Consider the following 26,984-nt stretch of genomic DNA (forward strand, 5'->3'; position numbering starts at 1 on the left):
GCGCATACAAGACTTTGAACAGACTCTGAGACCAGGGCAAACAAAAAGGGCGCCGCTGGCGCCCTTCTTTCATTTATCCGAGCGCTGCTGCTCGCGCTGGGTGCGTTGCCACAAGGCCTCGGCACCTTCGAACGCGGTGCCGTCCTCCTCGCTCAACGCCTCGGGATCGAAACGCTGCACGCAGCCCTGGCCGATCACCCGGGGAGCCGTGGCCGTACCTGGTGCATCCGGTTCGTCGTCAGCCATGGCGATCAGCCCCGTGGGCGGCCTTGCTCATGCTGGGCGAATTCCTTCACCGCCAGCAGCACGTCGTGGCGGCTGATCTGACCGACCAGCTTGCCCCCTTCGACCACCGGGAAACGCCGGCGACGGCCTTTGAGAAAGCGCTCCGCCACTTCGATGATGTCCGCCTCGGGCGAGGTGGTTTCCACGTTGGTGGTCATGTACGAAGCGATGGTGCCGCCAGTGGCTTCGTAATAGGCGCCCTGCAGGATGCCCCGCAGACAGTCGCCCTCCGACAGCAGGCCAACCAGGCGCCCCTGGCCATCGACCACCGGCGCTCCGGAAATGCGATGCTCGAGCAATCGATTGATTGCAGTGAACAGATCGGTATCGGCATGAAAGGTCACCAGGTGACGAGTCATGTAATCACGCACTTTTACGGACTTGAGCATGAACGCGAACTCCTTGTTCGAGCATCGGGCCAGACGGCTCAGTCGAATACCACCGTCTTGTTGTTGTGCACCAGCACTCGGTCTTCCAAGTGATAGCGCAGACCACGGGAAAGCACCATCTTTTCCACGTCCTTGCCGAGACGCACCATCTCCTCGATGGACTCGCGGTGGCTGACGCGGACCACGTCCTGCTCGATGATCGGGCCGGCATCAAGCTCTTCGGTCACGTAGTGAGAGGTCGCGCCAATCAGCTTGACGCCGCGCAGCGAGGCTTGGTGGTAAGGCTTGGCGCCGACGAACGACGGCAGGAAGCTGTGGTGGATGTTGATCACGCGCTGCGCATAGTCCTGACACAATTTGGGCGGCAGAATCTGCATGTAGCGCGCCAGCACGATGACATCCGCCTGGTGCTCTTCGACCAGTCGCGCGACCTCGTCGAACGCCGGCTGCTTGTTCTGCGGATCCACCGGCACATGGATGAACGGAATGCCATGCCACTCGACCATGCTGCGCAGGTCATCGTGGTTGGAGATCACGCAGGGAATGTCGCAGTCGAGCTCGTTGCTGTGCCAACGGTGCAGCAGATCGGCCAGGCAGTGGGATTCGCGACTGGCCATCAGCACCACGCGTTTCTTTTGCGCCGAGTCGGTGATGCGCCACTCCATGGAGAATTCCCGGGCGATCGGCGAGAACGCCTGGTTGAAACCGTCCAGGTCGAAAGGCAACGAATCGGCACGAATTTCATGGCGCATGAAAAACCAGCCGCTCTGCGTGTCCGAATGATGGCTCGCTTCGGTGATCCAGCCGTTGTAGGTCGCCAGGAAGTTACTGACCTTGGCCACGATGCCGGTACGATCAGGGCAGGCGATTACCAGCCGAAAAGTGCGCATGAACAACTCCAGAGAATTAGCGAAGGCGCGCATTTTAGCCAGACTAACGAAAAACTGCAGTATCTCGTGCAGGCCTCCGCCCGCCACGCCATGGCCCCAGCCAGGCCCTGAAAAACAACTGGCTTAATTGACACAGCGGCCCGTGCTGTAACCGGTTAAATGGCCTTGTTTTTAAGTGGCAATTAAATCTGATGAATTGTTGCTGCCTCTGCAACTTCTGTTGTTCTAATGCGTCTGTTTACTACAAAGCGGTTTACTTAAAACCAGCCGCTGTCTACTATAAGCAACACTTGGTCACACCTCCCTTGCATTGTATTAAAGGTACGCACATGTCTCTGATCACCGAATACCGCAGCCTCGAAGAAAACATCAAAGAACTGCAAGAACGCCTGAAAAGCCTGTCGCAAGACGACAAGCTGAAAAAGGAACTGGAATTCGAAGGCAAACTGCGCACGCTGATGGGTGAATATCAGAAGTCGCTGCGCGACATTATCGCCCTGCTCGATCCTGAAGCCAAAGTTGGCAAGGCACCGCGCACTGCAGGTAAAGCAGCGGCAACCGGCAGCAAGCGTGCTCGCAAAGTTAAGCAGTACAAGAACCCGAACACCGGTGAAGTGATCGAAACCAAAGGCGGCAACCACAAGACCCTGAAAGAGTGGAAAGCCAAGTGGGGCGCCGACGTCGTCGAAGGCTGGGCTACCCTGCTGGGCTGATGCCAGACCGGGGCGGTGAGTCCATGAAGAACGCCAGCATTGCTGGCGTTTTTTATGGGCGTTTATTCAAGTCGATTCAATAGCGAGACTTCGCTGCCCCGCCACGAGACCAACACGTGGCGCTCGCTCTTATATCCCTTCGTTTTGTAATCCATATCGCTGACGCAACTGCTGCGCGTGCTCGATCCAGGCTTGCAATATCAGGCGCTGGCTATCTGTGGCCTGGTTCAAATAAGCCGCCATGTCCGCCTCGAAGCTCGCCAAGGTATTGGGCGCACCCAATTCGCTTTGGGTAAGACGCTGACGGCAGAAGGCGTGCCAGCGCTGTTGCTCTTCACTGTCGAGCGTCGTCGGGAAGTTGCGAGCCCGGTAACGAAACAGCAACTCGGGCAAACGCGCATCATCGAACGGCCAGGACTGAGCCATCAATTGCATCGGGTCACAATTGCGTACCTGCTCGCACAGTCGACGGTCACGGTCACCAATAAAGCCGTCGTATAACTGCTGCTCGGGATCGACGGTCGCTGCGAAACTTTCTTCTGCATAAACCTGCGGCAATTTGTCTCGCCATTGTTCCTGGCTGTCTGCCAGGCGCTGCGCTCGCGTCAGGAACTCGGCCTTGTCCAATTGCAGGCGCTGACAATCCTCCTCACGCAACACTCCGAGCGGCGCGACCACCGGGCAACGGTTGATATGGATGAGCTTGAGCGGCACCGGCAGCTCGTCGCCCAACTCATCGCGCCGGGTGTACAGGCGACGGCGCAAGGTGTCGGCATCCTCATTCAGCAAGGGCGCAGCATCGAGGTGCAGATCGCAAACGATCAGGGCATTACGGTTGCGCGGATGCCAAGCCAGCGGCAGCACGATCGCCAGGTAATGACGAGCCCCCGAAAAACGCCCGGACACATGCACCAGGGGTTGCAGCAGGCGGACCTGGTCGAGCACCTGTTGCTTGCTGCGCAACCCGTACAGGTAGTCGTAGAGTTTGGGCTGGCGCTCCCGGATCAGACGCGCCAGGGCGATGGTCGCGCGCACATCGGACAGCGCATCGTGGGCCTGGCCGTGGTCGATGCCATTGGCGGCGGTGAGCCGCTCGAGCTTGAGGCTGACGCCGTGTTCATCCTGCGGCCATTCGATGCCTTCGGGGCGCAGCGCATAAGCGGTGCGCACCATATCGATCAGGTCCCAACGGCTGTTGCCGCCCTGCCACTCGCGGGCATAGGGGTCGAAGAAGTTGCGGTACAGGCTATAGCGCGTCACCTCATCATCGAAACGCAGGCTGTTGTAGCCCACGCCACAGGTACCGGGCCTCACCAACTCGGCGTGCACGCGGGTCATGAACTCGGCTTCACCCAGGCCTTCGCGCGCCAGACGATCCGGGCCGATGCCGGTGATCATGCAGGCCGCCGGGTGCGGCAGGATGTCGTCGCTGGGCTGGCAGTACAGGTTGATCGGCGCGTCGATCTCGTTGAGCTGCTCATCGGTGCGGATACCGGCGACTTGCAGCGGCCGGTCACGGCGCGGGTCGATACCGGTGGTTTCGTAGTCGTACCAGAACAGGCTGGAAGGCACGGCGGACTCCTGTGGGGCACCTCTGAAAACGCAGCGATGGCAACGCAGATAGTTCTAGAGATGCCCTATTGCGAATGAGCGTCGCAGTCTAGGTGGGTTGCTGAGCGATCACAAACCACGACGGTGTCGCAAAAACTTGATGGCCGTCACGGGCTTCGCCATAGGCTGGCAAACGAGCCCTTGTTCGGGATTTGCTCCGCCATTAATATCAGGAAACAATCTTATTACCGCTCGCCAAGGATGAATCATGAGTGACGTCACTTCCAATCCCTATGCCGTTCCCACCAGCCAGTTGCAGGATGTACCCACTGGCGATCAGGCACCGAGTGTCGAACAGGCCCTGAGCCGCGGTTACGACTTCACCATTGGCGGCCTGCTCAGCGAAGCCTGGCAACTCACCAATGGCACCAAAGGCATCATCATCGGCGGTTTCCTGATCTTCTACGTGGCGATCCTGGTGGCCTCGTTCGTGGTCGGCGCCGTACTGGGCATCTTCAGCCTGTTCAGCGATAGCCTGGTACTGATCATCATCGGCCAGTTGCTGACCACCATCATCGCTTCCGCGGTGAGCTACCCGTTCTTCGCCGGCCTGAACATGGTCGGCATTCGCCGCGCCGCTGGCCAGCCGTTCAGCTTCAACGAAATTTTCAGCCACTTCGGTAGCCTGGTGCCACTGCTGATCGCCGCCGTACTGATGATGGTGCTGATCTATCTCGGCATGATCCTGCTGCTGATCCCCGGCATCTACCTGGCCGTGGCCTACATGTTGGCGATTCCGCTGATCGTCGAGCGCGGTCTGTCGCCCTGGCAGGCCATGGAAGCCTCGCGCAAGGCCATCACTCAGCACTGGTTCAAGGTCTTCGGCCTGTTCCTGCTGCTTGGTCTGATCGTCATCGTCAGCGCCATCCCGCTGGGCATCGGCCTGATCTGGAGCATCCCGCTGTTCGTGATGGCCATGGGTGTGCTGTACCGCACCATTTTCGGCGTTCTGCCCGTCGCTCGCTAATACAGCACCTGCAGCCTGGGCCGCGTTCGCGCGGCCTGGTTGCTTCCCGCCCCGCTGCTGGCTAGCATCGGGCTTTGCTCCGTACGACGTGACGATGCCGCCTTCCTCTTCTTCCACCGTTCCTCGATCTCAGCAGACGGTGCTGGACACGCGCTATCAGGTGGAAACCCCGGAAGGGATCGACCTCGCGCTGCGTCCCGCCGGCCTGGTGCCCCGCGCATTGGCCTTCACCATCGACCTGCTGATCCGCGGCGCCATCCTCGCCATCGTCTACCTGACGCTGGGCCTGTTCGGCCAGCTGGGCATGGGCCTGGCGACCATTGCGCTATTCCTGGTGACCTGGTGGTACATGGTGCTGTTCGAGGTGCTCAACCAGGGCCGCTCGCCGGGCAAGCAGCTGCTTGGCCTGCGCGTGGTGCATGACGACGGTACGCCGATCGGCTGGCCGGCATCGCTGACTCGCAACCTGCTGCGCTTCGTCGACCTGCTGCCGTTCGCCTACACCCTGGGCATCATCAGTTGCCTGAGCAGCCGCGGCTTCAAGCGTCTCGGCGACATCGCCGCCGGCACCTTGGTGGTCTATCGCGAGCACCCCATCGAACGGCCCAACCTGCCCGAGGCCGAGGCCCTGGCGGCGCCCTTCGTGCTGGATTTCGCCGAGCAGCGCGCCGTATTGGCCTTCGCCGAGCGTGGCGAAGGGCTGTCGACCGCACGCCGCGCCGAGCTGGCGGGCATTCTCGCCGAACCGCTGCAAGTCGACGCCAGCCAGGCGGAAGGCCGCATCAACGGCATTGCCCGCGGCTTGTTGGGCCCTACATGAAACAGAGCGTTTTCGAAAACCGTCATCAGCCCCAGTGGCAGGCCTTCGCCGAGCAGCTTACGCGCCTCGAGGCCGGTGGCCGTGACGCGGAAAAGAGCCGCACCTTCGCCGCCGAGTACCGCCGCCTCTGCCAGCATCTGGCGCTGGCCCGGGCGCGGGGTTACAGCAACCACCTGATCGAGGAATTGCAGCACCTGGCCCTGCGCGGCCACCAGCAGTTCTATCGGCATCGCAGCGCCATCGGCCCGCAGCTGATCGGCTTCGTGCTAGCCGGCTTCCCGCGTCTGGTGCGCGAAGAGTGGCGCCTGGTGAGCATCGCCAGCCTACTGTTCTTCGGCAGCCTGGCGCTGATGGGCAGCCTCGTCTACCTGTTTCCCGACCTGGTCTACAGCGTCATGGATCCGGCCCGCGTCAGCGAGATGGAGAGCATGTACGACCCCGACACCACGCGCCTGGGCCGCTTTGGCGAGCGTGACTCGGGCGATGACTGGATGATGTTCGGCTTCTACATCATGAACAACATCGGTATCGCCTTCCAGACCTTCGCCAGCGGCCTGCTGTTCGGCGTCGGCAGCCTGTTCTTCCTGCTGTTCAACGGGCTGATGATCGGCGCGGTGGCCGGCTATCTGACGCAACTCGGTTACAGCGAAACCTTCTGGTCGTTCGTGATCGGCCACGGCGCCTTCGAGCTGACCGCCATCGCCCTGGCGGGCGCATCGGGCCTCAAGCTCGGCTGGGCGCTGCTGGCCCCCGGTCGCCTGCCGCGCGGCGAGGCGCTGCGCCTGGCGGCGATCCGCGCCGTGCGACTGCTCGGCGGCGCCACGCTGTTCCTGCTGGTCGCCGCCTTCATCGAGGCCTACTGGTCGTCCATGACCTTCTCGACGCCCACGGTGAAGTACTGGGTCGGCGCGGGCCTCTGGGCCTTGGTGCTGGCTTACCTGGGCCTGGCAGGCCGGAGGCACCATGCGCCTGACTGATGCCAGCGTGGCGATCCGCCCGCGCACGCCCTGGGAAGCCATCGACCTCGGCGTATTGATGGCCCGCCAGAACCGCCGCCTGCTGATGGCCAGTTGGGCCGCAGTGACCCTGCCGCTCTTCGCGGTGCTCTGCGCGCTGCTCTGGCAGTACCCATCCTGGGTGATGTTCGTGTTCTGGTGGCTGAAGCCGGCCTACGAGCGGCTACCGCTGTACATCCTGTCGCGCTCGCTGTTCGGCGAAGCGCCGACGCTCAAGCAAGCGCTGAAGGCCTTTCCCGGCCTGCTCAAGCCGCAACTGCTGGCCAGCCTGACCTGGCGCCGCCTGAGCCCGACGCGCAGTTTCGATTTGCCGGTGCTGCAGCTCGAAGGCCTGAAAGGCAAGGCACGCACCCAGCGCCTCAACGTGCTGGCGCAACGCGATGCCGGCGCTGCCACCTGGCTGACCGTGGTCGGCATGCACCTGGAAACCGCCCTGTGGATCGGCCTCGGCAGCCTGGTCTACTTGCTCATTCCGACCCAGGTCTCAACCGAGTGGGACTGGCAAAGCCTGATCAATGGCGACACCAGCGACTGGCTGTGGCTGGAGCACTTATCCAATCTCGGTTATGCGTTGCTGCTGATTCTCTGGGGGCCGATCTACGTGGCCGGTGGCTTCAGCCTCTATCTCAACCGCCGTACCGCCTTGGAAGGCTGGGACATCGAACTGACCTTCCGGCGCCTGCGCCAGCGCCTGACCGGCGTGGCCTACGCCGTGCTGCTGGGCGTCGGCGTGCTGGTGCTGCAAGCCCCGACGCCAGCGTTCGCCGAACCGCTCGCCAGTTGCCCACTGCCCAGCGAAGACCCCAACGGCCCGGAAGCGGCGCGCATGCTTGCCCAGCCGCTGACCAGCCAGGCCTCGCGGGAAGCGGCGCTGCAAATTCTCGACGCGCCGCCGTTCGAGAACCGCGAAACCGTGACCCGCTGGCGCTTCGGTGAAGAAACCAAGAAAGACGAGCCCGAGCCGCCCGAGAACCTGCAGAAACTGCTCGACCTGATCGAGAACTGGGGCGCCCTGAAAGGTCTCGCGCTGTTCTTCGAAGCGGCCCTGTGGGCCCTGGTGATCGGCGTCATCGCCCTGGTGCTGTGGCGCTACCGCGAATGGCTCGGCACCTTCGTCAGCCGCGGGCGCTTCAAGCTTGCGCGCAAGAGCGAATCCCCCGATCAGCTGTTCGGCCTGGACGTGGTGCCGGAAAGCCTGCCGGACGACGTGGCCAGCAGCGCCGAACGACTCTGGTCACAAGACCCGCGCGCGGCCCTGGGCCTGCTCTACCGCGCACTGCTCAGCCGCCTGATCCACGATCACAAACTGCCGCTGAAAAGTTCCCATACCGAAGCCGAGGTGCTGCCGCTGGTCGATGGCCTCGACGACCCCGAGCTGAGCAACTTCAGCCAGACCCTCACGCGCCACTGGCAGAATCTCGCCTACGGCCATCGCCTGCCGCCGGCCGAGCTGTGCCCGGTGCTGTGCAATGACTGGCGGCGTCTGGTGGAACAAGGGGGCCGCCCATGAGCCGCGCCTTGCGTTTCAGCCTCGTCGCCGTGCTGGTGAGCGCCCTTGGCCTGCTCGGCAACTACCTGCTGCAGCGCGCCGAATCCTACGAGGAAGTGCTCACCCACGGCCCGTCGCCCGAAGCACGCGCCAATCCCTACTTGGCCGCCGAAGAGTTCCTGCGCAAGCAGGGGCTTGAGGTGACCCGCGCCGACAACCTGGCCGGCCTCGACAACCTGCCCAGTCGCGGCCACACCCTGCTGCTGCTCGCCAACCGCAGCAACCTGACGCCGCGACAGAACGAGCGTTTGCTGGAATGGACCGCCCGCGGCGGTCACCTGCTGTTCATCGCCGAACGCATGTGGGACGAGGAACAGGGCAAGAGTGGCGACGGGCTGCTCGACAAACTGAACGTGCAGCAGTACCCGGTCGAGCAGCTCGACGAGGAAGACGCCGAGCAGGAAGGCGACGGTGCTGCCGACGAACAGCCAAGCGAGCCGGCCAGCGAAGAGGATCAGCAAGAGCCGACGGACGCCTACCCGAACCTGACCAAGCTGTACCTGGAAAATGAGCAGGCACCGGCCTATGTCGGCTTCGATACCGACTTCCACCTCTATGACGCCGACAACCTGGCCCATGTCTGGGCCAACAGCGGCGAGGCCACGCACCTGCTGCAGATCTACCACGGCGACGGGCTGATCAGCATCGTCACCGATGCCTGGATCTGGCAGAACGCCAAGCTGGGCGATTACGACAACGCCTGGCTGCTCTGGTACCTCAGCCAGGACAGCGCCGTGACCCTGGTCTACAACGCCGACCGCGATGATCTGCTGACCCTGCTGCAACGCCACTTCAGCCCCGCGCTGCTGGCCCTCGGCCTGCTGCTGGTGCTGACGCTTTGGCACGTTGGTCAGCGCCGCGGGCCGCTGTTGCAGCCGCACCCGGCCAGCCGCCGGCAGCTGCAGGAGCACCTGCGCGCCGCCGCCGACTTCCTGTTGCGCCAGGGTGGCCAGCAACGCCTGCTGGGCAACCTGCAACAGGACATCCTGCGCCGCGCCCGCCGTCGCCACCCCGGTTTCGAGCGCCTTGCCGTGGCCGACCAGTGGCAGATACTCGGCCGCCTCAGCCGCCAGCCATCGACCATCATCAGCCAGGCCATGCGCCCACTGGGCCAGAAACGCCTTTCCGCCAGCGACTTCACCCGCCAGGTCGCCCACCTGCAAACACTCAGGAATGCCCTATGAGCGAAAATACGCCCGACCAGCCGAGCAGTCCGATCAGCGAGTCCGCCGCAGCGCCAGCCGCTGCCACGACCGCCAGCAACATCGCCCAGCAGCGCCAGCGTGCCAGCCAACTGGCCCAGGGCCTGCGCCAGGAACTGCAGAAGGCGGTGATCGGCCAGACCGCGGTGATCGACGACGTGCTCACCGCGCTCATCGCCGGCGGCCACGTGCTGCTCGAAGGCGTGCCCGGCCTCGGCAAGACCCTGCTGGTACGTGCCCTGGCCCGCTGCTTCGGCGGCGAGTTCGCCCGCATCCAGTTCACCCCCGACCTGATGCCCAGCGACATCACCGGCCACGCGGTGTACGACCTGCAGAGCGAGCAGTTCAAGCTGCGCAAGGGGCCGATCTTCACCAACCTGCTGCTCGCCGACGAGATCAACCGCGCGCCGGCCAAGACCCAGGCCGCGCTGCTCGAAGTCATGCAGGAGCGCCAGGTGACGCTGGAAGGCCGTCCACTGGCGGTGCCGCTGCCGTTCATGGTGCTGGCCACCCAGAACCCGATCGAGCAGGAAGGCACCTACCCGCTGCCTGAAGCCGAGCTCGATCGCTTCATGCTCAAGTTGCACATGGATTACCCCGAGCAGGACGAAGAGCTGAACATGGTGCGCCAGGTCACCCGCTCACCGAAGGCCGACATGCTCGACGTCACCCCGCTGCGCACCCTGCTGCAGGCCAAGGACGTGCTGATCATGCAGAAGATCGCCAGCGACCTGCCGCTCGACGATCAGGTGCTCGACTATGCCGTACGCCTGGCCCGCGCCACCCGCAGCTGGCCGGGCCTGGCCATCGGCGCCGGCCCACGTGCATCCATCGCCCTGGTGCGTGGCGCCCGTGCCCGTGCCCTGCTGCGCGGCGGCGATTTCGTGCTGCCCGACGACATCAAGGGCTGCGCCCTGGCCGTGTTGCGCCACCGTGTGCGCCTGTCGCCGGAGCTGGACATCGAAGGGCTGTCGGTCGACCAGGTTCTGCTGCAGTTGCTCGACCAGGTGCCTGCGCCTCGTCTATGACCGAATCCAACCGGGATAAAGCGGCATGAAGCCCTCTTCCACTCTGCTGCGTCTGCTGGTCGGATTGCTCGTGATCGCCATCGTGCTCGGCGCGCTGGACGCGCTTTCGGTGACGCTGCCCGAGCGCCTCACCACCCTGTGGTGGGGCCTGTTGCTGCTGCTCACCGGCGCAGCGCTGGTCGATGCCCTGCGCCTGTCCCGCATGCCCTCGCCGCGCCTGCAGCGCCAGCTGCCGGGCAACCTGCCGCTGGGCCGCTGGAGCGACGTGCGCCTGAGTGCCGAGCACGCCTACAAAAACGGCCTGCACATCGAGGTGTTCGATCACGCGCCTCAGGACATGGCTGTCGAGCACATGCCGCAACGGGTCGAACTGCGCGCTGGCGAGCACACCACCTTCACTTACCGGGTACGCCCGCTGGTACGCGGCCACTTCGTATTTGCGCGCTGCGAAGTCAGCCTGCCGAGCCCGCTGCGCCTGTGGCAATCGCGCCGCACCCTCGAGCTGCGCGACGAAACCCGCGTCTACCCGGACTTCGCCCGGTTGTACGGTGCCCAGTTGATGGCCGTGGACGACTGGGTCAGCCAGCTGGGCGTACGCCAGCGCCAGCGTCGCGGCCTGGGCCAGGAATTTCATCAGCTACGCGAATTCCGCGAAGGCGACACGCTACGCCAGATCGACTGGAAAGCCACTGCCCGCAAACGCACGCCGATCGCCCGCGAATACCAGGACGAGCGCGACCAGCAGATCCTCTTCCTGCTCGACTGCGGTCGGCGCATGCGCAGCCAGGACGGCGAGCTGTCGCACTTCGACCATGCCCTCAACGCCAGCCTGCTGCTGAGCTACGTGGCGCTGCGCCAGGGCGATGCGGTGGGGCTGATGACCTTTGCCAGCGAGCAGCGCCGCTACCTCCCGCCAGTCAAGGGCCAGGCCCAGGTCAACGTGCTGCTCAACGCCGTGTACGACCTGCAGAGCACCCAGCGCCCGGCCGACTACAGCGATGCGGTGGACGCCCTGCTCAAGCGCCAGAGCCGCCGCGCCCTGGTGGTGCTGATCACCAACCTGCGCGACGAGGACGACGAAGACCTGTTGGCCGCCGTCAAGCGCCTCGAACGTCGCCATCGGGTACTGATCGCCAGCCTTCGCGAAGACGTGCTCGACACCCTGCGCCACACTCAGGTGCAGGGCTACGAATCGGCGCTGAATTACTGCGGTGCGGTGGATTACCTCAATGCCCGCCACACCCTGCACGAGCGCCTGGCGGCCCATAACGTGCCAGTGCTCGATGCACGCCCGGGCGAGCTGGGCCCCGAGCTGGTCAACCGTTATCTGGCCTGGAAAAAGGCCGGCGTGCTGTAAGAGCCTGTTCATAATCGTTAAGCCCAGGTTCGGCGACTTTGGCGGCTAAGTGGAGTAGCGGCCGTTATCCGATCCATTGTGGGAGCTGCGACCTCGCGGCGAATCGCTCAGGCACCGCCGAAATAGGCAGTCAGGCTGCAATCGTTTCGCCCCGAGGTCGGGGCTCCCACAGGTTGGTTTGAGTGTCTGCTTCTGCCTTGTAGTTGCCGCTTCATGCGCAGATAAGACTTTGAACAGGCTCTAAAAGCCTGCTTACGATCCGCCCCGTGAAAGCTGGCTCCGGCCGGGCGCCCTCGCGCTGGCGTTACTTTGTAACAGCCTACTGCCCAGGCATGCGCCTTTCCCTATACTGCGCTCCCTTCTTCTAGCCTGTGGAGCTTGATCCCGTGAACTTCTCGTCCTGGACACCCAAGGAGCGTCTGATTTGCGCAGCGTTCTTCGCCGTGGCCATTGCTTGCCTGCTGTACGGTTTCGCCTCGGGCGTTGCGCCGATGAGCAGCGAGTTCTTTTCGATGTTCGCCGTGGTTTCGCTAATCATCGGCCTGGCCCTGACCCCACGCTTCATGCTGCAACCGCTGAGCGAGAGCCTCGGCACCAACCTGTCCACCCCGCTGCGCATCGCGCTCGGCTTCTTCTGCGCCTTCCAACTGGTCGCGGTCATCCGTGTGCTTGCAAGCTGAGCAGACTAAAGCGGCGTGACCGTCACCTGCACATCAGGGTCATGATGGCCGCCGCCGAGAATCACCCCGCGCAGGGGTGACACGTCCCCGAAATCACGTCCCCAGGCCAGGGTGATGTGCTCCAGTGCCGGCAGCAAGTTGTTGGTGGGGTCGAAATCCACCCAGCCGTTGTCCGGGCAATACACCGATACCCAGGCGTGGGAAGCATCGGCACCGACCAGCCGCGCCTGCCCCGGCGGTGGCTGGGTCAGCAGGTAGCCGCTGACGTAGCGGGCGGCGAGCCCCCGCGAGCGCAGACAGGCGAGCATCAGATGAGCGAAGTCCTGGCACACCCCGCGGCGCTGCTCGAGCACGCTCGCCAGCGGCGTCGCCACCAGGGTGGCGCTGGCGTCGAAGGTGAACTCGCCGTGGATCTTCTGCATCAGCGCCTGCACCGCTTCCAGCAGTGGGCGCTCGGCTGGGAAGCAGTCGGCCGCGAAGGCTTCGAAAGCCGGTTCCAGGCCCACGTAGGGCGAGGCGAATCGGTAGCGCAGCGCCTCCAGCGCCTCTGTAGCCCAGGCGCGTCGCTGGTAGCGCAGGGCCTGGCGTACGGTGGTCCAGGATGGCGAGCCGTGCAGGTCGACCGGACGGCGCGGCAGCACTTCGACGGTCAATTGCGCCCGTACGTGCAGAGCGTCGTGGGGCCGCTCGAAGGCCAGGCGGGTCAGCGGGTTACCGAACACATCGACGCCATCGTGACGCTGGCAGGGCTGCGGACCGACCTGCAGGTCGTGCATCAGGCAGCGCTGCCACGGACAGTCGCGCGGCCACAGATGCGCCAGCTGCTGGGCCAGGGAAACCGGCGCCGCATAGCGGTAATGGGTGTCGTGCAGCACCTGATAACGGCGACTCATGACGACTGGGTTCCCTGGCTGGCAGCCACGTGGGCGAAGAAGCGCAGGCTCAGTTGCTCGGAAACCGCTCCTGCGGCCTGGCCGATGGCATCGAGCAGCCCGACCAGTCCTTCGAGCACAGCACGAATGCCGCCGCTACCGAACAACGGGTTTTCCAGGCTGTGGAGATCGAGGGCGCTCAAGCGTCGCTCGAGCTGCGCGAGCTCGGGATTGGCCGGGATGTCGAAGCCCTGGGCGAGGCGTTTCAGGGCACGCAGCAGCAGGCGCAGCTGATACAGCACGGCGTGCGGGTTGCGCTCATCGAGCAGCAGCAGGTCGAGCACCGGAATCAGCTGCGCGCTGGCCATGTAGCGCGTGCGGTAAGTGATCGAGCTGTTGCCCAGCTCCAGCAGCCAATCCAGTGCCGAAGCGTCGTCGCTGGCGCCGATGCGCAGGAAGCCACCGATGCTGTCGCAGAGAAACTGCAGGCGCTCGATGCAGCGGCCGATCATCAGGAAGCGCCAGCCGTCATCGCGGGTCATGTCATCGAGGGCGAACCCGGACAGCGCAGCCAACGAGATCATCAGCCGATTGAGTACATCCAGTAGTTGCCCGAGGTCGCCTTCACGGCCCTCCAGGCGTTGCAGGTCGCGCTGCAACTCCACCATGGCCTGCCAGTTGGCCTGGGACAGCTTGCCGCGCACGCTGCCGGCCGTCCATTGCAGGCGCTGCAGGTTGACGCGCACGCTGGCCGGCCACTCGGTGCCGAGCAGCGCCTCACGCAGACGCGCCTCCACGCTGCCGTGAGCTTCATCGGGCAGGGTGCCGAGCTTTTCGGCGAGCTGGAACATCGCCTGCAGCGCACGCGGGTCGTCGTCGTCATCGACGTAGCGCGCCAGCATGATGCGCAACAGCCGCGCATTGTCCTCGCAGCGCTCGCTGTAGCGCCCGAACCAGAACAGGTTTTCCACCACCCGCGACGGGAGGTAGGGATCGCTGCGCACCAGATCGGCAGCGCCCAGGGCGCGCGTGCCCTGCCATTGCTCACTCGGCGCCTGGCGCTCGCCCAACACCCAGGTGTCCTTGCTGACGCCGCCGCGCTGCATCGACACCACCTCGGTATCGGCGGCCACGGCCACCCGGGTCAGGCCGCCAGGCATCACCCGATAGCCGTCGCCGCTGGCCACGGCGAACACGCGCATGCCGATGGTGCGCGGCTGCATGCCCTGCTCGCCGAGCCACACCGGCGCCTGGGACAGTTGCACGGGCGCCTGGGCCACATAGGCCTCGGGCTGCTGACGCAGGCGGCTGGCCAGTTGTTCGGCATCAGGGCTGCCGCCGTGCCCAGGCGTCAGACGCTGGGCCGCCGAACAGGGGCGAATCAGCCAGTTCGGCAGGTCTTCGAGCACCTGGGCCAGTACCGGCGCCTCCCCGCACCAGGCACTGGTAATGCCAGGCAACGACAGCGGCTCGCCGAGCCATCGCTCGCTGATCGCCGGCAGGAATGCACTCAAGCCCGGTGCCTCCAGCAGGCCGCAGCCCAGGGCATTGGCCATCAGCACGCGACCCTGGCGTACCACTTCCAGCAACCCGGGCACGCCGAGCGCCGAATCGCTGCGCAGCTCCAGGGGGTCGCAGAAATCGTCATCGAGGCGGCGCAGCACAGCATGCACCCGCTGCAACCCCGCGAGCGTCTTCAGGTAGAGCGTGGCGTCGCGCACGGTCAGGTCGCTGCCTTCCACCAGCGGGTAGCCGAGCTGACGCGCCAGGTACAGGTGCTCGAAGTAGCTCTCGTTGAAACGCCCGGCGGTCAGCACAACCACCAGCGGCGTGTCGTTGCCGGCCGGCGCCTGGCTGGTCAGGGTGTCCTGCAGAGTGCGAAAGAAACTGGCCAGGTGCTGCACGCCAAGATCGCGATACAGCTCGGGAAAGGCCCGCGAGATGATCTGCCGGTTTTCAAGGGCGAAACCGGCACCGGCCGGCGCCTGGGTGCGATCGGCAATCACCCGCCACTGGCCGTCCGCCGAGCGGGCCAGGTCCACCGCGTACAGATGCAGGTAAGTGCTGCCGGGCGGCTGCACACCCTGGCACGGCCACAGGAAGCTCTCATGGCCGAACACCAGTTCCGGCGGCAGCAACCCATCGGCGAGCAACTGCTGAGGGCCATAAAGGTCGGCCAGCACCTTGTCGAGCAGGCCCGCGCGCTGCGCCACGCCCGCAGCAATGGCCTGCCATTCGGCCGCCGGAATCAGATTGGGCAGCAGGTCCAGCTCCCAGGGCCGATCGGCGCCATCGGGATCGGCGTAGACGTTGTAGGTGACGCCGTTGGCCTGGATCTGCCGGGTGACCATGGCCTGACGCTGCTGCAACTGCGCGGGCGTATTGCGCCGCAGTTGGCTCAGCACGGGCCGCCAGTGCGCGCGCGGCTGCCCGTGGCGGTCGAGCAGTTCGTCATAGGCCGCCTCGTCAGGCAGGTAACAGGCAAGCAGATCAGGCATGAAGATTCCAGTGCAGTGCATCGATGGCGCGGCAACTTCTCGCGCCGTGAAAGCGTAGCCGCTGTGGGCGTCGATCGGCCAGCAAGATATGCGCCAGCGCACTGCCACGCCCCAGCGCCGCACGATGCCCCTTCGCCAGCGCCCTGCGCTTCCGTTACCATCGGCACATCCAGTAGCGAGACGCGGCATGTATATCTATCGATTGGTTCTGATTCTGGTAGTCGGCATCTACCTGTTCTCGCCTGCCATCATGGACTGGTGGATCGATCCCAACGGTGCCTGGTACCGCCCCTACATGCTGTGGCTGATCCTCATCGTGGTGACCTTCATCCTGCAGAGCCAGCGCGATGCCGACGAGCTCTGACCCGATGCGCCAGCCAAAACCCGCCGCCGCCCCTGACTCGCCGAGCCGTGAATGCCGATGAACTTTAGCCTCGGTGGGCTGATGCTGATCAGCGCCGCCTACCTGCTGGTGCTTTTCGCCGTCGCCTGGTGCGCCGACCGCGGCCTGATTCCGCGCCGCTTCATCCGTCACCCACTGACCTACACCCTGTCGTTGGGTGTGTACGCCAGCGCCTGGGCCTTCTATGGCAGTGTCGGCCTGGCCTATCAGTACGGCTACGGCTTCCTGGCCAGTTACCTGGGCGTGACCGGCGCCTTCCTGCTCGCCCCGGTGCTGCTCTACCCCATCCTGCGCATCACCCGCACCTATCAGTTGTCGTCGCTGGCCGACCTGTTCGCCTTCCGTTTCCGCAGTACCTGGGCCGGTGCGCTGAGCACCCTGTGCATGCTGATAGCCGTGCTGCCGCTGCTGGCCCTGCAGATCCAGGCGGTGACCGATGCCATCGGCATCCTCACCCGCGAGGCGGTGCAGCCACAGGTCGCCCTGGCGTTCTGCGGGCTGTTCATCCTGGTGACCATCCTGTTCGGCGCGCGTCACCTGGCCACCCGGGAAAAACACGAAGGCCTGGTGTTCGCCATCGCCTTCGAGTCGGTGGTCAAGCTGCTGGCCATGTGCGCCATCGGCCTTTACGCCCTGTATGCGGTATTCGACGGCCCCCGCGAGCTGGAGCAATGGCTGGTGCTCAACCAGGCTGCCCTGGCCAGCCTGCACACGCCCCTGCAGGAAGGCCCATGGCGCACCCTGCTGCTGGTGTTCTTCGCTTCGGCGATCGTCATGCCGCACATGTACCACATGACCTTTACCGAGAACCTCAACCCCCGCGCCCTGGTCAGCGCCAGTTGGGGCCTGCCACTGTTCCTGCTGCTGATGAGCCTGGCGGTGCCCCTGGTGCTGTGGGCCGGACTAAGGCTGGGCTCGACCACCAGCCCGGAATATTTCACCCTCGGCCTGGGCATCGCCGTGGACAGCCCAGCGCTCGCGCTGATCGCCTACATCGGCGGCCTTTCGGCTTCCAGCGGGCTGATCATCGTCACCACCCTGGCGCTGTCCGGCATGCTGCTCAACCACGTGGTGCTACCGCTCTATCAGCCGCCAGCCGAAGGCAACATATACCGCTGGCTGAAGTGGACGCGCCGCGCGCTGATCGTCGCCATCATTCTGGCCAGCTACGCCTTCTACAACCTGCTCGACGCCCAGCAGGACCTGGCCAACCTGGGCATCGTCTCCTTCGTCGCCACCCTGCAGTTCCTGCCTGGCGTGCTCTCGGTGCTGTACTGGCCGACCGCCAATCGCCGCGGTTTCATTGCAGGATTGCTGGCCGGTATCGCGGTGTGGGGCGTGAGCATGCTGCTGCCGCTGCTCGGCACGCTGCCGGGCCTGTACGTGCCGGTGCTGGATCTGGTCTACGTGCTCGATGACAGCAGCTGGCACCTGGCGGCCATCGCCTCGCTGGCCATCAACGTGCTGGTGTTCACCCTGGTCTCGGTATTCACCGACTCCAGCCCGGAGGAAGACAGCGCCGCCGAAGCCTGCGCAGTGGACAACGTACGCCGCCCGCAACGCCGCGAGCTGCTGGCCCTGTCACCCCAGGAATTCGCCGCCCAGCTGGCCAAGCCGCTGGGTGCCAAGACCGCCCAGCGCGAGGTCGAACAGGCCCTGCGCGACCTCCACCTGCCCTTCGACGAGAGCCGACCCTACGCGCTGCGCCGCCTGCGTGATCGCCTGGAGGCCAACCTGTCCGGCCTGATGGGCCCCAGCGTGGCCCAGGACATCATCGAATCCTTCCTGCCCTACAAATCCGGCAGCGAAGGCTACGTGACCGAGGACATCCACTTCATCGAGAGCCGCCTGGAGGATTACCACTCGCGCCTCACCGGCCTCGCCGCCGAGCTCGATGCCCTGCGCCGCTACCACCGCCAGACCCTGCAGGAGTTGCCCATGGGCGTCTGTTCGCTGGCCAAGGATCACGAGATCCTGATGTGGAACAAGGCCATGGAAGAACTCACCGAGATTCCCGCCCAGCGCATCGTCGGCTCGCGCCTGTCGACCCTCGCCGAGCCGTGGCGGGAGTTGCTGCAGAGTTTCACCGAGATTCCCGACGAGCACCTGCACAAACAGCGCCTGGCCCTCGACGGCCAGACCCGCTGGCTGAACCTGCACAAGGCGGCCATCGACGAGCCTCTGGCGCCCGGTAACAGCGGGCTGGTCCTGCTGGTCGAGGATCTCACCGATACGCAGATGCTCGAAGACAAGCTGGTGCACTCCGAGCGCCTGGCCAGCATCGGCCGCCTGGCCGCAGGGGTGGCCCACGAAATCGGCAACCCGATCACCGGCATCGCCTGCCTGGCGCAGAACCTGCGCGAGGAACGCGAGGGCGATCCTGAACTGACCGAGATCAGCGGGCAGATCCTCGAACAGACCAAGCGGGTCACGCGCATCGTTCACTCACTGATGAACTTCGCCCACTCCGGTAACCACCAGCAGGCGGACGAACCGGTGTGCCTGGCCGAAGTCGCCCAGGAAGCCATCGGCCTGCTGGCCCTCAACCGGCGCAGCGTCGACGTGCAGTTCTTCAACCTGTGCGACCCCGCACACCGCGCCGGAGGCGACCCCCAGCGCCTGGCCCAGGTGCTCATCAACCTGCTCAGCAATGCCCGCGACGCCTCGCCCGAAGGCGGCGCGATCCGCGTGCGCAGCGAAGCGTCGGAACACACCGTCGACCTGATCGTCGAGGACGAAGGCAGCGGTATTCCCAAAGGTGTGATGGACCGACTGTTCGAACCGTTCTTTACCACCAAGGACCCCGGAAAAGGAACCGGACTCGGCCTCGCGCTGGTCTATTCCATCGTGGAAGAGCATTATGGCCAGATAACAATCGACAGCCCGATCGACCCCGAGCAGCAACGTGGCACCCGTATCCGGGTGACGCTGCCGCGGCACATCGAGGCAATGCCACTGGCGAACTAAATTCCGAAGAACCGCATTCCCGGGGATGCGCGTGGCCCATCTTGGCCGCAGCACCGGGAAGCAGGTTCCGAGACCGTCGAGAGAATTCGTTTAAATGCCTCATATCCTGATCGTCGAAGACGAAACCATCATCCGCTCCGCCCTGCGTCGCCTACTCGAACGCAACCAGTACCAGGTCAGCGAAGCCGGTTCGGTACAGGAAGCCCAGGAACGTTTCGATATTCCCGGCTTCGATCTGGTGGTCAGTGACCTGCGCCTGCCTGGCGCACCGGGCACCGAACTGATCAAGCTGGCCCAGGGCGCGCCGGTGCTGATCATGACCAGCTATGCGAGCCTGCGCTCGGCGGTCGACTCGATGAAAATGGGCGCCGTCGACTACATCGCCAAGCCCTTCGACCACGACGAAATGCTCCAGGCCGTAGCGCGCATCCTGCGTGATCGCGAAGCGCGCAGCCAGGCCGCCGGCGCACCTGCCGCGGCACGCAGCGCTGACAAGGGCGACAAGGCGGCCACCGGAGAGATCGGCATCATCGGCTCCAGCCCGGCCATGCTGGAGCTGTACAGCAAGATCCGCAAAGTGGCGCCCACCGACTCCAACGTGCTGGTGCAGGGCGAGTCCGGCACCGGCAAGGAGCTGGTCGCCCGCGCCCTGCACAACCTGTCCAAGCGTGCCAAGGCGCCGCTGATTTCGGTCAACTGTGCGGCAATTCCGGAAACCCTGATCGAGTCCGAGCTATTCGGCCACGAGAAAGGCGCCTTCACTGGGGCCAGCGCCAGCCGCGCCGGCCTGGTGGAAGCGGCCGACGGCGGCACCCTGTTTCTCGACGAAATCGGCGAGCTGCCCCTGGAAGCCCAGGCGCGCCTGCTGCGCGTGCTGCAGGAGGGTGAGATCCGCCGGGTCGGCTCGGTGCAATCGCAAAAGGTCGATGTGCGCCTGATCGCCGCGACCCACCGTGACCTGAAAACCCTTTCGAAGACCGGCCAGTTCCGTGAAGACCTTTACTACCGCCTGCACGTCATCGCCCTGAAGCTGCCGCCGTTGCGCGAGCGCGGCGCCGACGTGCTGGAGATCGCCCGCGCCTTCCTGGCCCGCCAGTCGGCACGCATGGGCCGCACCGACCTGCACTTCGGCCCGGACGCCGAGCAGGCCATCCATCATTACAGCTGGCCAGGTAACGTGCGTGAACTGGAGAACGCCATCGAGCGTTCGGTGATCCTCTGCGACGGCAGCACCATCAACGCCGACCTGCTAGGTATCGACATCGAGCTGGAGGATCTGGACGAAGACGTGTTCATGGGCCTGGCAACGCAGAGCGCCGCAGTGAATGCGACCAGCCAGGACCCCAGCGAAGACCTGTCACTGGAAGACTACTTCCAGCACTTCGTACTCGAGCATCAGGACCATATGACCGAGACCGAGCTGGCCCGCAAGCTGGGCATCAGCCGCAAATGCCTGTGGGAACGCCGTCAGCGCCTGGGCATTCCGCGCCGCAAATCGGGCGCCGCCAGCGAATAGAGCACCGCGCGGCGCTCTAGAGTGGGTGTTACCGCCGATCATGACAACACGTAACAAAGCCGGGGTTTACGGTAACGGAATCCCGGCTTTTTTCTGCCCGGGGAAATGACAAAAATCTTAAGATATTGATTTTAAAGGAAAAATAAAAACTGGCACGCTGAATGCTTTATCTCTGGCACAACAACAATAACAAGCATGACCCACGATAATAAAAATAAGACGTAACGACTTCAGCACAATAAGAACAAGATCGCAGAAGGCGCAGCTAACTGATTATTTTGGAGAGGATCGCCTCTCGGCTCCACAGCCAGACAGATAACAACAATAAATGTCGACGGGCATCACCCCTGGGTGAGGTCTCGGGCCTGAGGTAGCGTCAGCATCCAAAATAATCCGTTCGCTCTTGCTCCCACTCGGGAGGTACTCCGGACTCGATCCGGAACAGGCACCCCAACAAGAACAACAGCCTGCATAACAAGAACGACGTAACGCACTACTTGAGGGGAGCTTCGGCTCCCCTTGTCGTTTCCCGCCCCGGCCTGCCCCGCCACCCTGCTTACGCCTCTGAGCCACCTGATGCTAGAATCCGCGCTATTTCTGCGCCTTTCCTTTATTCTGGCCGCTCAATTCGTCATACAGTGCCCTCCATGCTGAAAAAGCTGTTCAAGTCCTTTCGCTCGCCGCTGCGCCGTGCGCACCAGCCTCACAGCACACCGCACGTGCTGAACACCAACCAGCACCCGATCCAGCGCGGGCAGATCAGCCGTCACGCCATCAGCGTGGTCGAGCGCCTGCAGAACGCCGGCTACGAGGCTTATCTGGTTGGCGGCTGCGTGCGCGACCTGCTGCTGGGCATCGAGCCCAAGGATTTCGACGTCGCCACCAGCGCCACGCCGGAGCAGGTGCGGGCCGAGTTCCGCAATGCCCGGGTGATCGGTCGCCGCTTCAAGCTGGTGCATGTGCACTTCGGCCGCGAGATCATCGAAACCGCCACCTTCCGCGCCAACCACCCGGAAGGCGACGAGCCGGAAAACAGCAACCAGTCCTCGCGCAACGAGAGCGGCCGCATCCTGCGCGACAACGTGTACGGCACCCTGGAAGACGACGCCCAGCGCCGCGACTTCACCATCAATGCGCTTTACTACGATCCGGTTTCCGAGCGGATTCTCGACTACGCCAACGGCATGCACGACATCCGTAACAATCTGGTGCGGCTGATCGGCAACCCGACCCAGCGCTATCAGGAAGACCCGGTGCGCATGCTGCGCGCCGTGCGTTTCGCCGCCAAGCTGGACTTCGACATCGAGAAGCACAGCGCCGACCCGATCCACGACCTGGCGCACCTGCTGGGTGGCATCCCGGCCGCGCGTCTGTTCGATGAAGTGCTCAAGCTGTTCCTCAGCGGCTACGCCATCTACACCTACGATCTGCTGGTCGATTACGGCCTGTTCGGCCAACTGTTCCCGGCCAGTGCCGCGGCGCTGCGCCAGAACCCGGAATACACCGACACGCTGATTCGCAACGCTCTGGACAACACCGACCTGCGCATCCATCAGGGCAAGCCGGTGACTCCGGCCTTCCTGTTCGCTGCCCTGCTCTGGCCCGCTCTACCTGCGCGGGTGATCCGCCTGCAGGAGCGTGGCATGCCGGCCATCCCGGCCATGCAGGAAGCCGCCCACGAGCTGATCGCCGAGCAGTGCCAGCGCATTGCCGTACCGAAACGTTTCACGTTGCCTATCCGCGAGATCTGGGACATGCAGGAACGCCTGCCACGGCGCAGCGGCAAGCGCGCCGACCTGCTGCTGGAAAACCCGCGCTTTCGAGCCGGTTACGACTTCCTGCTGCTGCGCGAAAGCGCCGGCGAGGAAACCGGCGGCCTGGGCGACTGGTGGACCGAGTATCAGGACGCCAGTGACAGCGACCGCCGGGTGATGATCCGCAACCTGTCCAGCAAGGACGAGCCCGGCAGCGCGCCGCGCAAACGTCGTCGCAGCAGTGGCGCCAAGCGCAAGCGCGCACCTCAGAACGGCGGCGCCAGCGAGTAAGTGATGGAACGCGTCTATATCGGCCTGGGCAGCAACCTGGCCGACCCCGCCGAACAACTGCGCCAGGCACTGGTGGCACTCGAGCAGTTGCCGCACACGCGCCTGGCCGCAACGTCCTCTTTCTACGCCAGCGACTCGCTGTTGCCCGGCCAGCCCCGTTACACCAATGCCGTCGCGGCGCTGGATACCGGGTTGCAACCGCTGCAGCTACTCGACGCGCTACAGGCCATCGAGCTGGATCAGGGCCGTGAACGCGGCGAGCGCTGGGGGCCGCGCACCCTGGATCTGGACATCGTGCTGTTCGGCCAAAGGCTGATCGACGAGCCGCGTCTGCGCGTGCCGCACTACCACATGCATGCCCGCGCGTTCGTGCTCTATCCCCTGGCGGAGATCGCCAGCGAAGACTTGCAGTTGCCCGACGGCCGCCCGCTGAGCGAGCTACTGGCAGCCTGTCCATTCGAGGGCCTGGAGCGCCTGCTGCCCTGATACGCCGAGCACCCGGCCAGCGGTAACGGCGTAACAGCGCGGTAACACATTCGATTGACTTGCGCCCCTGCCATCGGGACTATAGCCACCCATCGCCCCTGTTGGGGCCACATTGAAGCAGCGTCGCTGCCCCTTCGATGCCAACGTGAACCTGCTCCACGAGAGCCTGCCCGAACAGGCCCGCACAGGTTCCGAGTGAGGATACCTTCATGCCTGATGTAACCCTGACCACCCTTCGAGCGCTCAAGCAAAAGGGTGAGAAAATCACCATGCTGACCTGTTACGACGCCACCTTCGCCGATGCCTGCTGCAAGGCCGGCGTCGAAGTGCTGCTGGTCGGTGATTCGCTGGGCATGGTGCTGCAAGGGCACGACAGCACCCTGCCGGTGAGCATGGCCGATTGCGTCTACCACACGGCCAGCGTCAAGCGCGGCAACGCCGGTGCACTGATCGTCGCCGACCTGCCATTCATGGCCAACGCCACCCTGGAACAGACCCTGCACAACTCGGGCCTGCTGATGCAGGCCGGCGCTCACATGGTCAAGGTCGAAGGCGCCGCGTGGCTGGCCGAGTCGATCACCAAACTGGCTGAACGTGGCGTGCCGGTGTGCGCGCACATGGGCCTGACCCCCCAGGCGGTGAACATCCTTGGTGGCTACAAGGTGCAGGGCCGTGAGCACAACCAGGCACGCCAGATGGTCGCCGATGCCATCGCCCTGGAGCAGGCCGGCGCCGCCATGCTGCTGCTCGAATGCGTGCCGAGCGACCTGGCTGGCGAGATCAGTCGTGCGGTCAAGGTGCCGGTGATCGGCATCGGCGCCGGCCCGCAAACCGACGGCCAGGTACTGGTGCTGCACGACATGCTCGGTCTTTCACTGAGCGGCCGGGTGGCCAAGTTCGTGAAGAACTTCATGAACGGCCAAGCGAGCATCCAGGACGCCCTCGCCGCCTACGTCAACGAGGTCAAGGCGGTCAGCTTCCCGGCTGCCGAGCACGGATTCTCCGCATGAACACCGTCAAGACCGTGCGCGAGCTGCGCGCCGCCGTGGCCCAGGCCCGCCAGGAAGGCAAGCAGATCGGCCTGGTGCCGACCATGGGCAACCTGCACGCCGGCCACGCCGCCCTGGTGGAAAAAGCCGCCCAGCGCGCCGATTTCGTGGTCGCCAGCATCTTCGTCAACCCGATGCAGTTCGGCCCGGCCGAGGATCTCGACAAGTACCCGCGCACCCTGCAGGCCGACCAGCAGCGCCTGATCGACGCAGGCTGCCACCTGCTGTTTCATCCTGACGTCGAGGAGATGTACCCCGGCGGCATGGGCGAGCAGACGCGCGTCAGCGTGCCCGGCGTTTCCGAAGGCCTGTGCGGCGCCAGTCGCCCGGGGCACTTCGAAGGCGTGGCCACGGTGGTCACCAAGCTGTTCAATATGGTGCAGCCGGATCTGGCGGTGTTCGGCCAGAAAGACTTCCAGCAACTGGCGGTGATCCGCACGATGGTGCGCGACCTGAACATGCCGATCCAGATCATCGGCGAGCCGACGGTACGCGCCGAAAGCGGCCTGGCGCTTTCCTCGCGCAACGGCTACCTCAGCGACGAGCAGCGCGATGTCGCCAGCGTGCTCTATCGCTCGCTCAAGCACATCGCCGGGGCCATCCAGGGCGGCGAGCGCGAGCTACCCGAACTGCTTGCCGACGCCCAGCGTCAGCACGCCGCTGCAGGCCTGCGCGCCGATTACCTGGAAGTGCGCGAAGCCCAGAGCCTGCGCGCGGTCAGCCCTGGCGACCGCGAGCTGGTGGTGCTGGTGGCGGCCTACCTGGGTAACACCCGGCTGATCGACAACCTGAGTTTCACCTTGGATCAGGGCTACTGAAATCCCTCTGCACGCGTACACTGAAAAGCCCGGACGATCTGCCGGGCTTTTTAATGCCTGAATCACCGCCAACCGAAGCCTCAACAAGGAAGCCCCATGGCGTACCACCGTCAGCCGCTCGATGTTCTCGCTCTTCCCACCTGGCAGGCGCTGCAACAGCACCGCCAGGCCATGCAGCACTTCAGCATGCGCGATGCCTTCGCTGGCAATGCGCGGCGTTTCGAGCAGTTCTCGCTGAGCAGTTGCGGGCTGTTTCTCGACTATTCGAAAAACCTCGCCAGCGACGAGACCATCGCCCTGCTGATGGCCCTGGCCCGTGAAGTCGGCCTGGAGCAGTCGATCCGCGCCATGTTCGACGGCGAGAAACTCAACGCCTCGGAAGGCCGCCCCGCGCTGCACACCGCACTGCGCCGGCCATTGGGCGACAAGGTGCTGGTCGATGGTGTGGACGTGATGCCCCAGGTGCAGCGCGTACTGCAGCAGATGACCGAACTGGTCGGGCGCATTCACAGCGGCCTGTGGCGCGGTTTCACCGAAAAACCGATCACCGACGTGGTGAATATCGGCATCGGCGGCTCCTTCCTCGGCCCACAGCTGGTCTCCGAGGCGCTGCTGCCGTTCGCCCAGCGCGGCGTGCGCTGCCATTACCTGGCCAATATCGACGGTAGCGAATTCCATGAGCTGTCGGCCAAGTTGCAGGCCGAAACCACCCTGTTCATCGTTTCGTCGAAATCCTTCGTCCCCTGGAAACCCTCAAGAATGCCCAGGCCGCGCGCGGCTGGTACCTGGCCCAGGGCGGTTCGGAAGCTGAGCTGTACCGGCACTTCATCGCCGTGTCGAGCAACCGCGAGGCGGCGGTGAGTTTCGGCATCCGTGAGGAAAACATCTTCCCGATGTGGGACTGGGTCGGCGGGCGTTATTCGCTGTGGTCGGCCATCGGCTTGCCGATCGCCCTGTCCATCGGCATGTCCAACTTCAAAGAGCTGCTGGCCGGCGCCTACAGCATGGACATGCACTTCAAGACCGCGCCGTTCGAGCAGAACATGCCGGTGCTGATGGCCTTGCTGGGCATCTGGTACGGCAATTTCTGGGACGCTCAAAGCCAGGCGATCCTGCCGTACGACCATTATCTGCGCAACATCACCAAGCACCTGCAGCAGCTGGACATGGAATCCAACGGCAAGAGCGTGCGCCAGGACGGCAGCCCGGTCAGCGGCGCCACCGGCCCGGTGATCTGGGGCGGCGTGGGCTGTAACGGCCAGCACGCCTATCATCAGTTGCTGCACCAGGGCACCCAGCTGATCCCGGCGGATTTCATCGTGCCGGTGGTCAGCTTCAACCCGGTCGCCGATCACCACCAGTGGCTGTACGCCAATTGCCTGTCGCAGAGCCAGGCACTGATGCTCGGCAAGTCCCGCGAGGAAGCGCAAGCCGAGCTACGCGCCAAGGGCATGGGCGAGGACGACGTGCAGCGCCTGGCGCCGCACAAGGTGATTCCCGGCAACCGGCCGAGCAACACCCTGGTGCTGGAGCGCATCAGCCCGCGCCGCCTCGGCGCACTGGTGGCGCTGTATGAGCACAAGGTGTTCGCCCAGAGCGCCATCTGGGGCATCAACGCCTTCGACCAGTGGGGTGTGGAACTCGGCAAGGAACTCGGCAAGGGCGTCTACTCGCGCATGGTCGGTAGCGAGCCGAGCGCCGCGGAAGACGGCTCGACCCAGGGCCTGATCAACTACTTCCGCGGGCGCCACCGCGGTTGACCAGGATTGCAGGCGCCCGGCGACGGGCGCCTGCAATGCGTTGCGCCCTCGCCCTAAAACTTG

Annotated in this window: 22 protein-coding genes and 1 pseudogene; 17 read left to right on the forward strand and 6 right to left on the reverse strand. The window is 64.6% G+C overall.

Annotation, left to right across the window (positions count from 1 at the left end; all coding sequences use genetic code 11):
* Positions 1-69: 69 nt before the first annotated feature.
* Genes BVH01_RS24700 through purU form a run of 3 tightly spaced genes read right to left on the reverse strand, consistent with a single transcriptional unit; the run spans position 70 to position 1,564 of the window.
* Positions 70-246: a hypothetical protein gene (locus BVH01_RS24700; protein WP_168172925.1), complete on the reverse strand. Its 177-nt coding sequence runs from the start codon at positions 244-246 to the stop codon at positions 70-72.
* A 5-nt stretch (positions 247-251) separates the two neighbouring features.
* A complete protein-coding gene (locus tag BVH01_RS18855; protein WP_075931776.1) occupies positions 252-674 on the reverse strand; it encodes a CBS domain-containing protein in 423 nt (140 codons plus the stop codon).
* Positions 675-712: 38 nt separating this feature from the next.
* Positions 713-1,564, reverse strand: a complete 852-nt coding sequence (gene purU, locus BVH01_RS18860; RefSeq protein WP_075931777.1) for a formyltetrahydrofolate deformylase — start codon at positions 1,562-1,564, stop codon at positions 713-715.
* A 329-nt stretch (positions 1,565-1,893) separates the two neighbouring features.
* On the opposite strand from purU, the gene mvaT reads away from it, so the two are divergent.
* On the forward strand, positions 1,894-2,277 hold the full coding sequence (gene mvaT, locus BVH01_RS18865; protein WP_075931778.1) for a histone-like nucleoid-structuring protein MvaT: 384 nt from the start codon (positions 1,894-1,896) through the stop codon (positions 2,275-2,277).
* Between the two features lie 129 nt (positions 2,278-2,406).
* Here mvaT and sbcB read toward each other — a convergent pair whose 3' ends face one another.
* Positions 2,407-3,849, reverse strand: coding sequence for an exodeoxyribonuclease I (sbcB, locus tag BVH01_RS18870; RefSeq protein ID WP_075931779.1), 1,443 nt, complete (start codon positions 3,847-3,849; stop codon positions 2,407-2,409).
* 247 nt (positions 3,850-4,096) lie between these two features.
* Here sbcB and BVH01_RS18875 point away from each other — a divergent pair, with 247 nt between their 5' ends.
* The 8 genes from BVH01_RS18875 (at position 4,097) to BVH01_RS18910 (ending at position 12,507) form a co-directional block, all read left to right on the forward strand.
* Positions 4,097-4,855: a hypothetical protein gene (locus BVH01_RS18875; RefSeq protein ID WP_075931780.1), complete on the forward strand. Its 759-nt coding sequence runs from the start codon at positions 4,097-4,099 to the stop codon at positions 4,853-4,855.
* A 94-nt stretch (positions 4,856-4,949) separates the two neighbouring features.
* Positions 4,950-5,675 (forward strand): RDD family protein, encoded by a 726-nt coding sequence (locus BVH01_RS18880; RefSeq protein ID WP_075931781.1) that lies wholly within the window; start codon positions 4,950-4,952, stop codon positions 5,673-5,675.
* Positions 5,672-6,652, forward strand: coding sequence for a stage II sporulation protein M (locus tag BVH01_RS18885; RefSeq protein WP_075931782.1), 981 nt, complete (start codon positions 5,672-5,674; stop codon positions 6,650-6,652). The genes BVH01_RS18880 and BVH01_RS18885 overlap by 4 nt, the downstream gene beginning before the upstream one ends.
* Positions 6,639-8,201 carry a DUF4129 domain-containing protein gene (locus BVH01_RS18890; protein WP_075931783.1) on the forward strand — a complete coding sequence of 521 codons (1,563 nt, stop codon included), beginning with the start codon at positions 6,639-6,641 and terminating at the stop codon, positions 8,199-8,201. The genes BVH01_RS18885 and BVH01_RS18890 overlap by 14 nt, the downstream gene beginning before the upstream one ends.
* Positions 8,198-9,424: a DUF4350 domain-containing protein gene (locus tag BVH01_RS18895; protein ID WP_075931784.1), complete on the forward strand. Its 1,227-nt coding sequence runs from the start codon at positions 8,198-8,200 to the stop codon at positions 9,422-9,424. The genes BVH01_RS18890 and BVH01_RS18895 overlap by 4 nt, the downstream gene beginning before the upstream one ends.
* Positions 9,421-10,470 carry a MoxR family ATPase gene (locus BVH01_RS18900; protein WP_075931785.1) on the forward strand — a complete coding sequence of 350 codons (1,050 nt, stop codon included), beginning with the start codon at positions 9,421-9,423 and terminating at the stop codon, positions 10,468-10,470. Before BVH01_RS18895 ends, BVH01_RS18900 begins: the two co-directional genes overlap by 4 nt.
* A gap of 25 nt (positions 10,471-10,495) precedes the next feature.
* Positions 10,496-11,827, forward strand: coding sequence for a DUF58 domain-containing protein (locus tag BVH01_RS18905; RefSeq protein ID WP_075931786.1), 1,332 nt, complete (start codon positions 10,496-10,498; stop codon positions 11,825-11,827).
* A 386-nt stretch (positions 11,828-12,213) separates the two neighbouring features.
* The gene (locus tag BVH01_RS18910) at positions 12,214-12,507 is read left to right on the forward strand and encodes a hypothetical protein (protein WP_075931787.1); all 294 of its coding nucleotides are present in this window, start codon (positions 12,214-12,216) and stop codon (positions 12,505-12,507) included.
* Between the two features lie 5 nt (positions 12,508-12,512).
* Here BVH01_RS18910 and BVH01_RS18915 read toward each other — a convergent pair whose 3' ends face one another.
* Complete coding sequence (locus BVH01_RS18915) at positions 12,513-13,400, reverse strand: transglutaminase family protein (RefSeq protein ID WP_075931788.1); 888 nt, start codon at positions 13,398-13,400, stop codon at positions 12,513-12,515.
* Positions 13,397-15,877, reverse strand: coding sequence for a circularly permuted type 2 ATP-grasp protein (locus BVH01_RS18920; RefSeq protein ID WP_075931789.1), 2,481 nt, complete (start codon positions 15,875-15,877; stop codon positions 13,397-13,399). The genes BVH01_RS18915 and BVH01_RS18920 overlap by 4 nt, the downstream gene beginning before the upstream one ends.
* Before the next feature lie 187 nt (positions 15,878-16,064).
* Between BVH01_RS18920 and BVH01_RS24525 the strand changes: the two genes are divergently transcribed.
* The 8 genes and pseudogenes from BVH01_RS24525 to pgi all read left to right on the forward strand — a co-directional run bounded on the left by BVH01_RS24525 (position 16,065) and on the right by pgi (position 26,921).
* Positions 16,065-16,241, forward strand: a complete 177-nt coding sequence (locus BVH01_RS24525; RefSeq protein ID WP_042556252.1) for a hypothetical protein — start codon at positions 16,065-16,067, stop codon at positions 16,239-16,241.
* A 51-nt stretch (positions 16,242-16,292) separates the two neighbouring features.
* Positions 16,293-19,247 carry a sensor histidine kinase gene (locus BVH01_RS18925; RefSeq protein ID WP_168172917.1) on the forward strand — a complete coding sequence of 985 codons (2,955 nt, stop codon included), beginning with the start codon at positions 16,293-16,295 and terminating at the stop codon, positions 19,245-19,247.
* A 94-nt stretch (positions 19,248-19,341) separates the two neighbouring features.
* Positions 19,342-20,763: a sigma-54 dependent transcriptional regulator gene (locus BVH01_RS18930; protein WP_075931790.1), complete on the forward strand. Its 1,422-nt coding sequence runs from the start codon at positions 19,342-19,344 to the stop codon at positions 20,761-20,763.
* A gap of 647 nt (positions 20,764-21,410) precedes the next feature.
* Positions 21,411-22,808: a polynucleotide adenylyltransferase PcnB gene (locus BVH01_RS18935; RefSeq protein WP_075931791.1), complete on the forward strand. Its 1,398-nt coding sequence runs from the start codon at positions 21,411-21,413 to the stop codon at positions 22,806-22,808.
* A gap of 3 nt (positions 22,809-22,811) precedes the next feature.
* Positions 22,812-23,294 carry a 2-amino-4-hydroxy-6-hydroxymethyldihydropteridine diphosphokinase gene (folK, locus tag BVH01_RS18940; protein ID WP_075931792.1) on the forward strand — a complete coding sequence of 161 codons (483 nt, stop codon included), beginning with the start codon at positions 22,812-22,814 and terminating at the stop codon, positions 23,292-23,294.
* Between the two features lie 209 nt (positions 23,295-23,503).
* Positions 23,504-24,304 (forward strand): 3-methyl-2-oxobutanoate hydroxymethyltransferase, encoded by an 801-nt coding sequence (gene panB, locus BVH01_RS18945; RefSeq protein WP_075931793.1) that lies wholly within the window; start codon positions 23,504-23,506, stop codon positions 24,302-24,304.
* A complete protein-coding gene (panC, locus tag BVH01_RS18950; protein WP_075931794.1) occupies positions 24,301-25,161 on the forward strand; it encodes a pantoate--beta-alanine ligase in 861 nt (286 codons plus the stop codon). The genes panB and panC overlap by 4 nt, the downstream gene beginning before the upstream one ends.
* A 96-nt stretch (positions 25,162-25,257) precedes the next feature.
* Positions 25,258-26,921 (forward strand): annotated as a pseudogene (gene pgi / locus BVH01_RS18955) (glucose-6-phosphate isomerase).
* The last annotated feature ends 63 nt before the right edge of the window (positions 26,922-26,984 follow it).

Source organism: Pseudomonas sp. PA1(2017), assembly GCF_001945375.1.
GTDB lineage: Bacteria > Pseudomonadota > Gammaproteobacteria > Pseudomonadales > Pseudomonadaceae > Aquipseudomonas.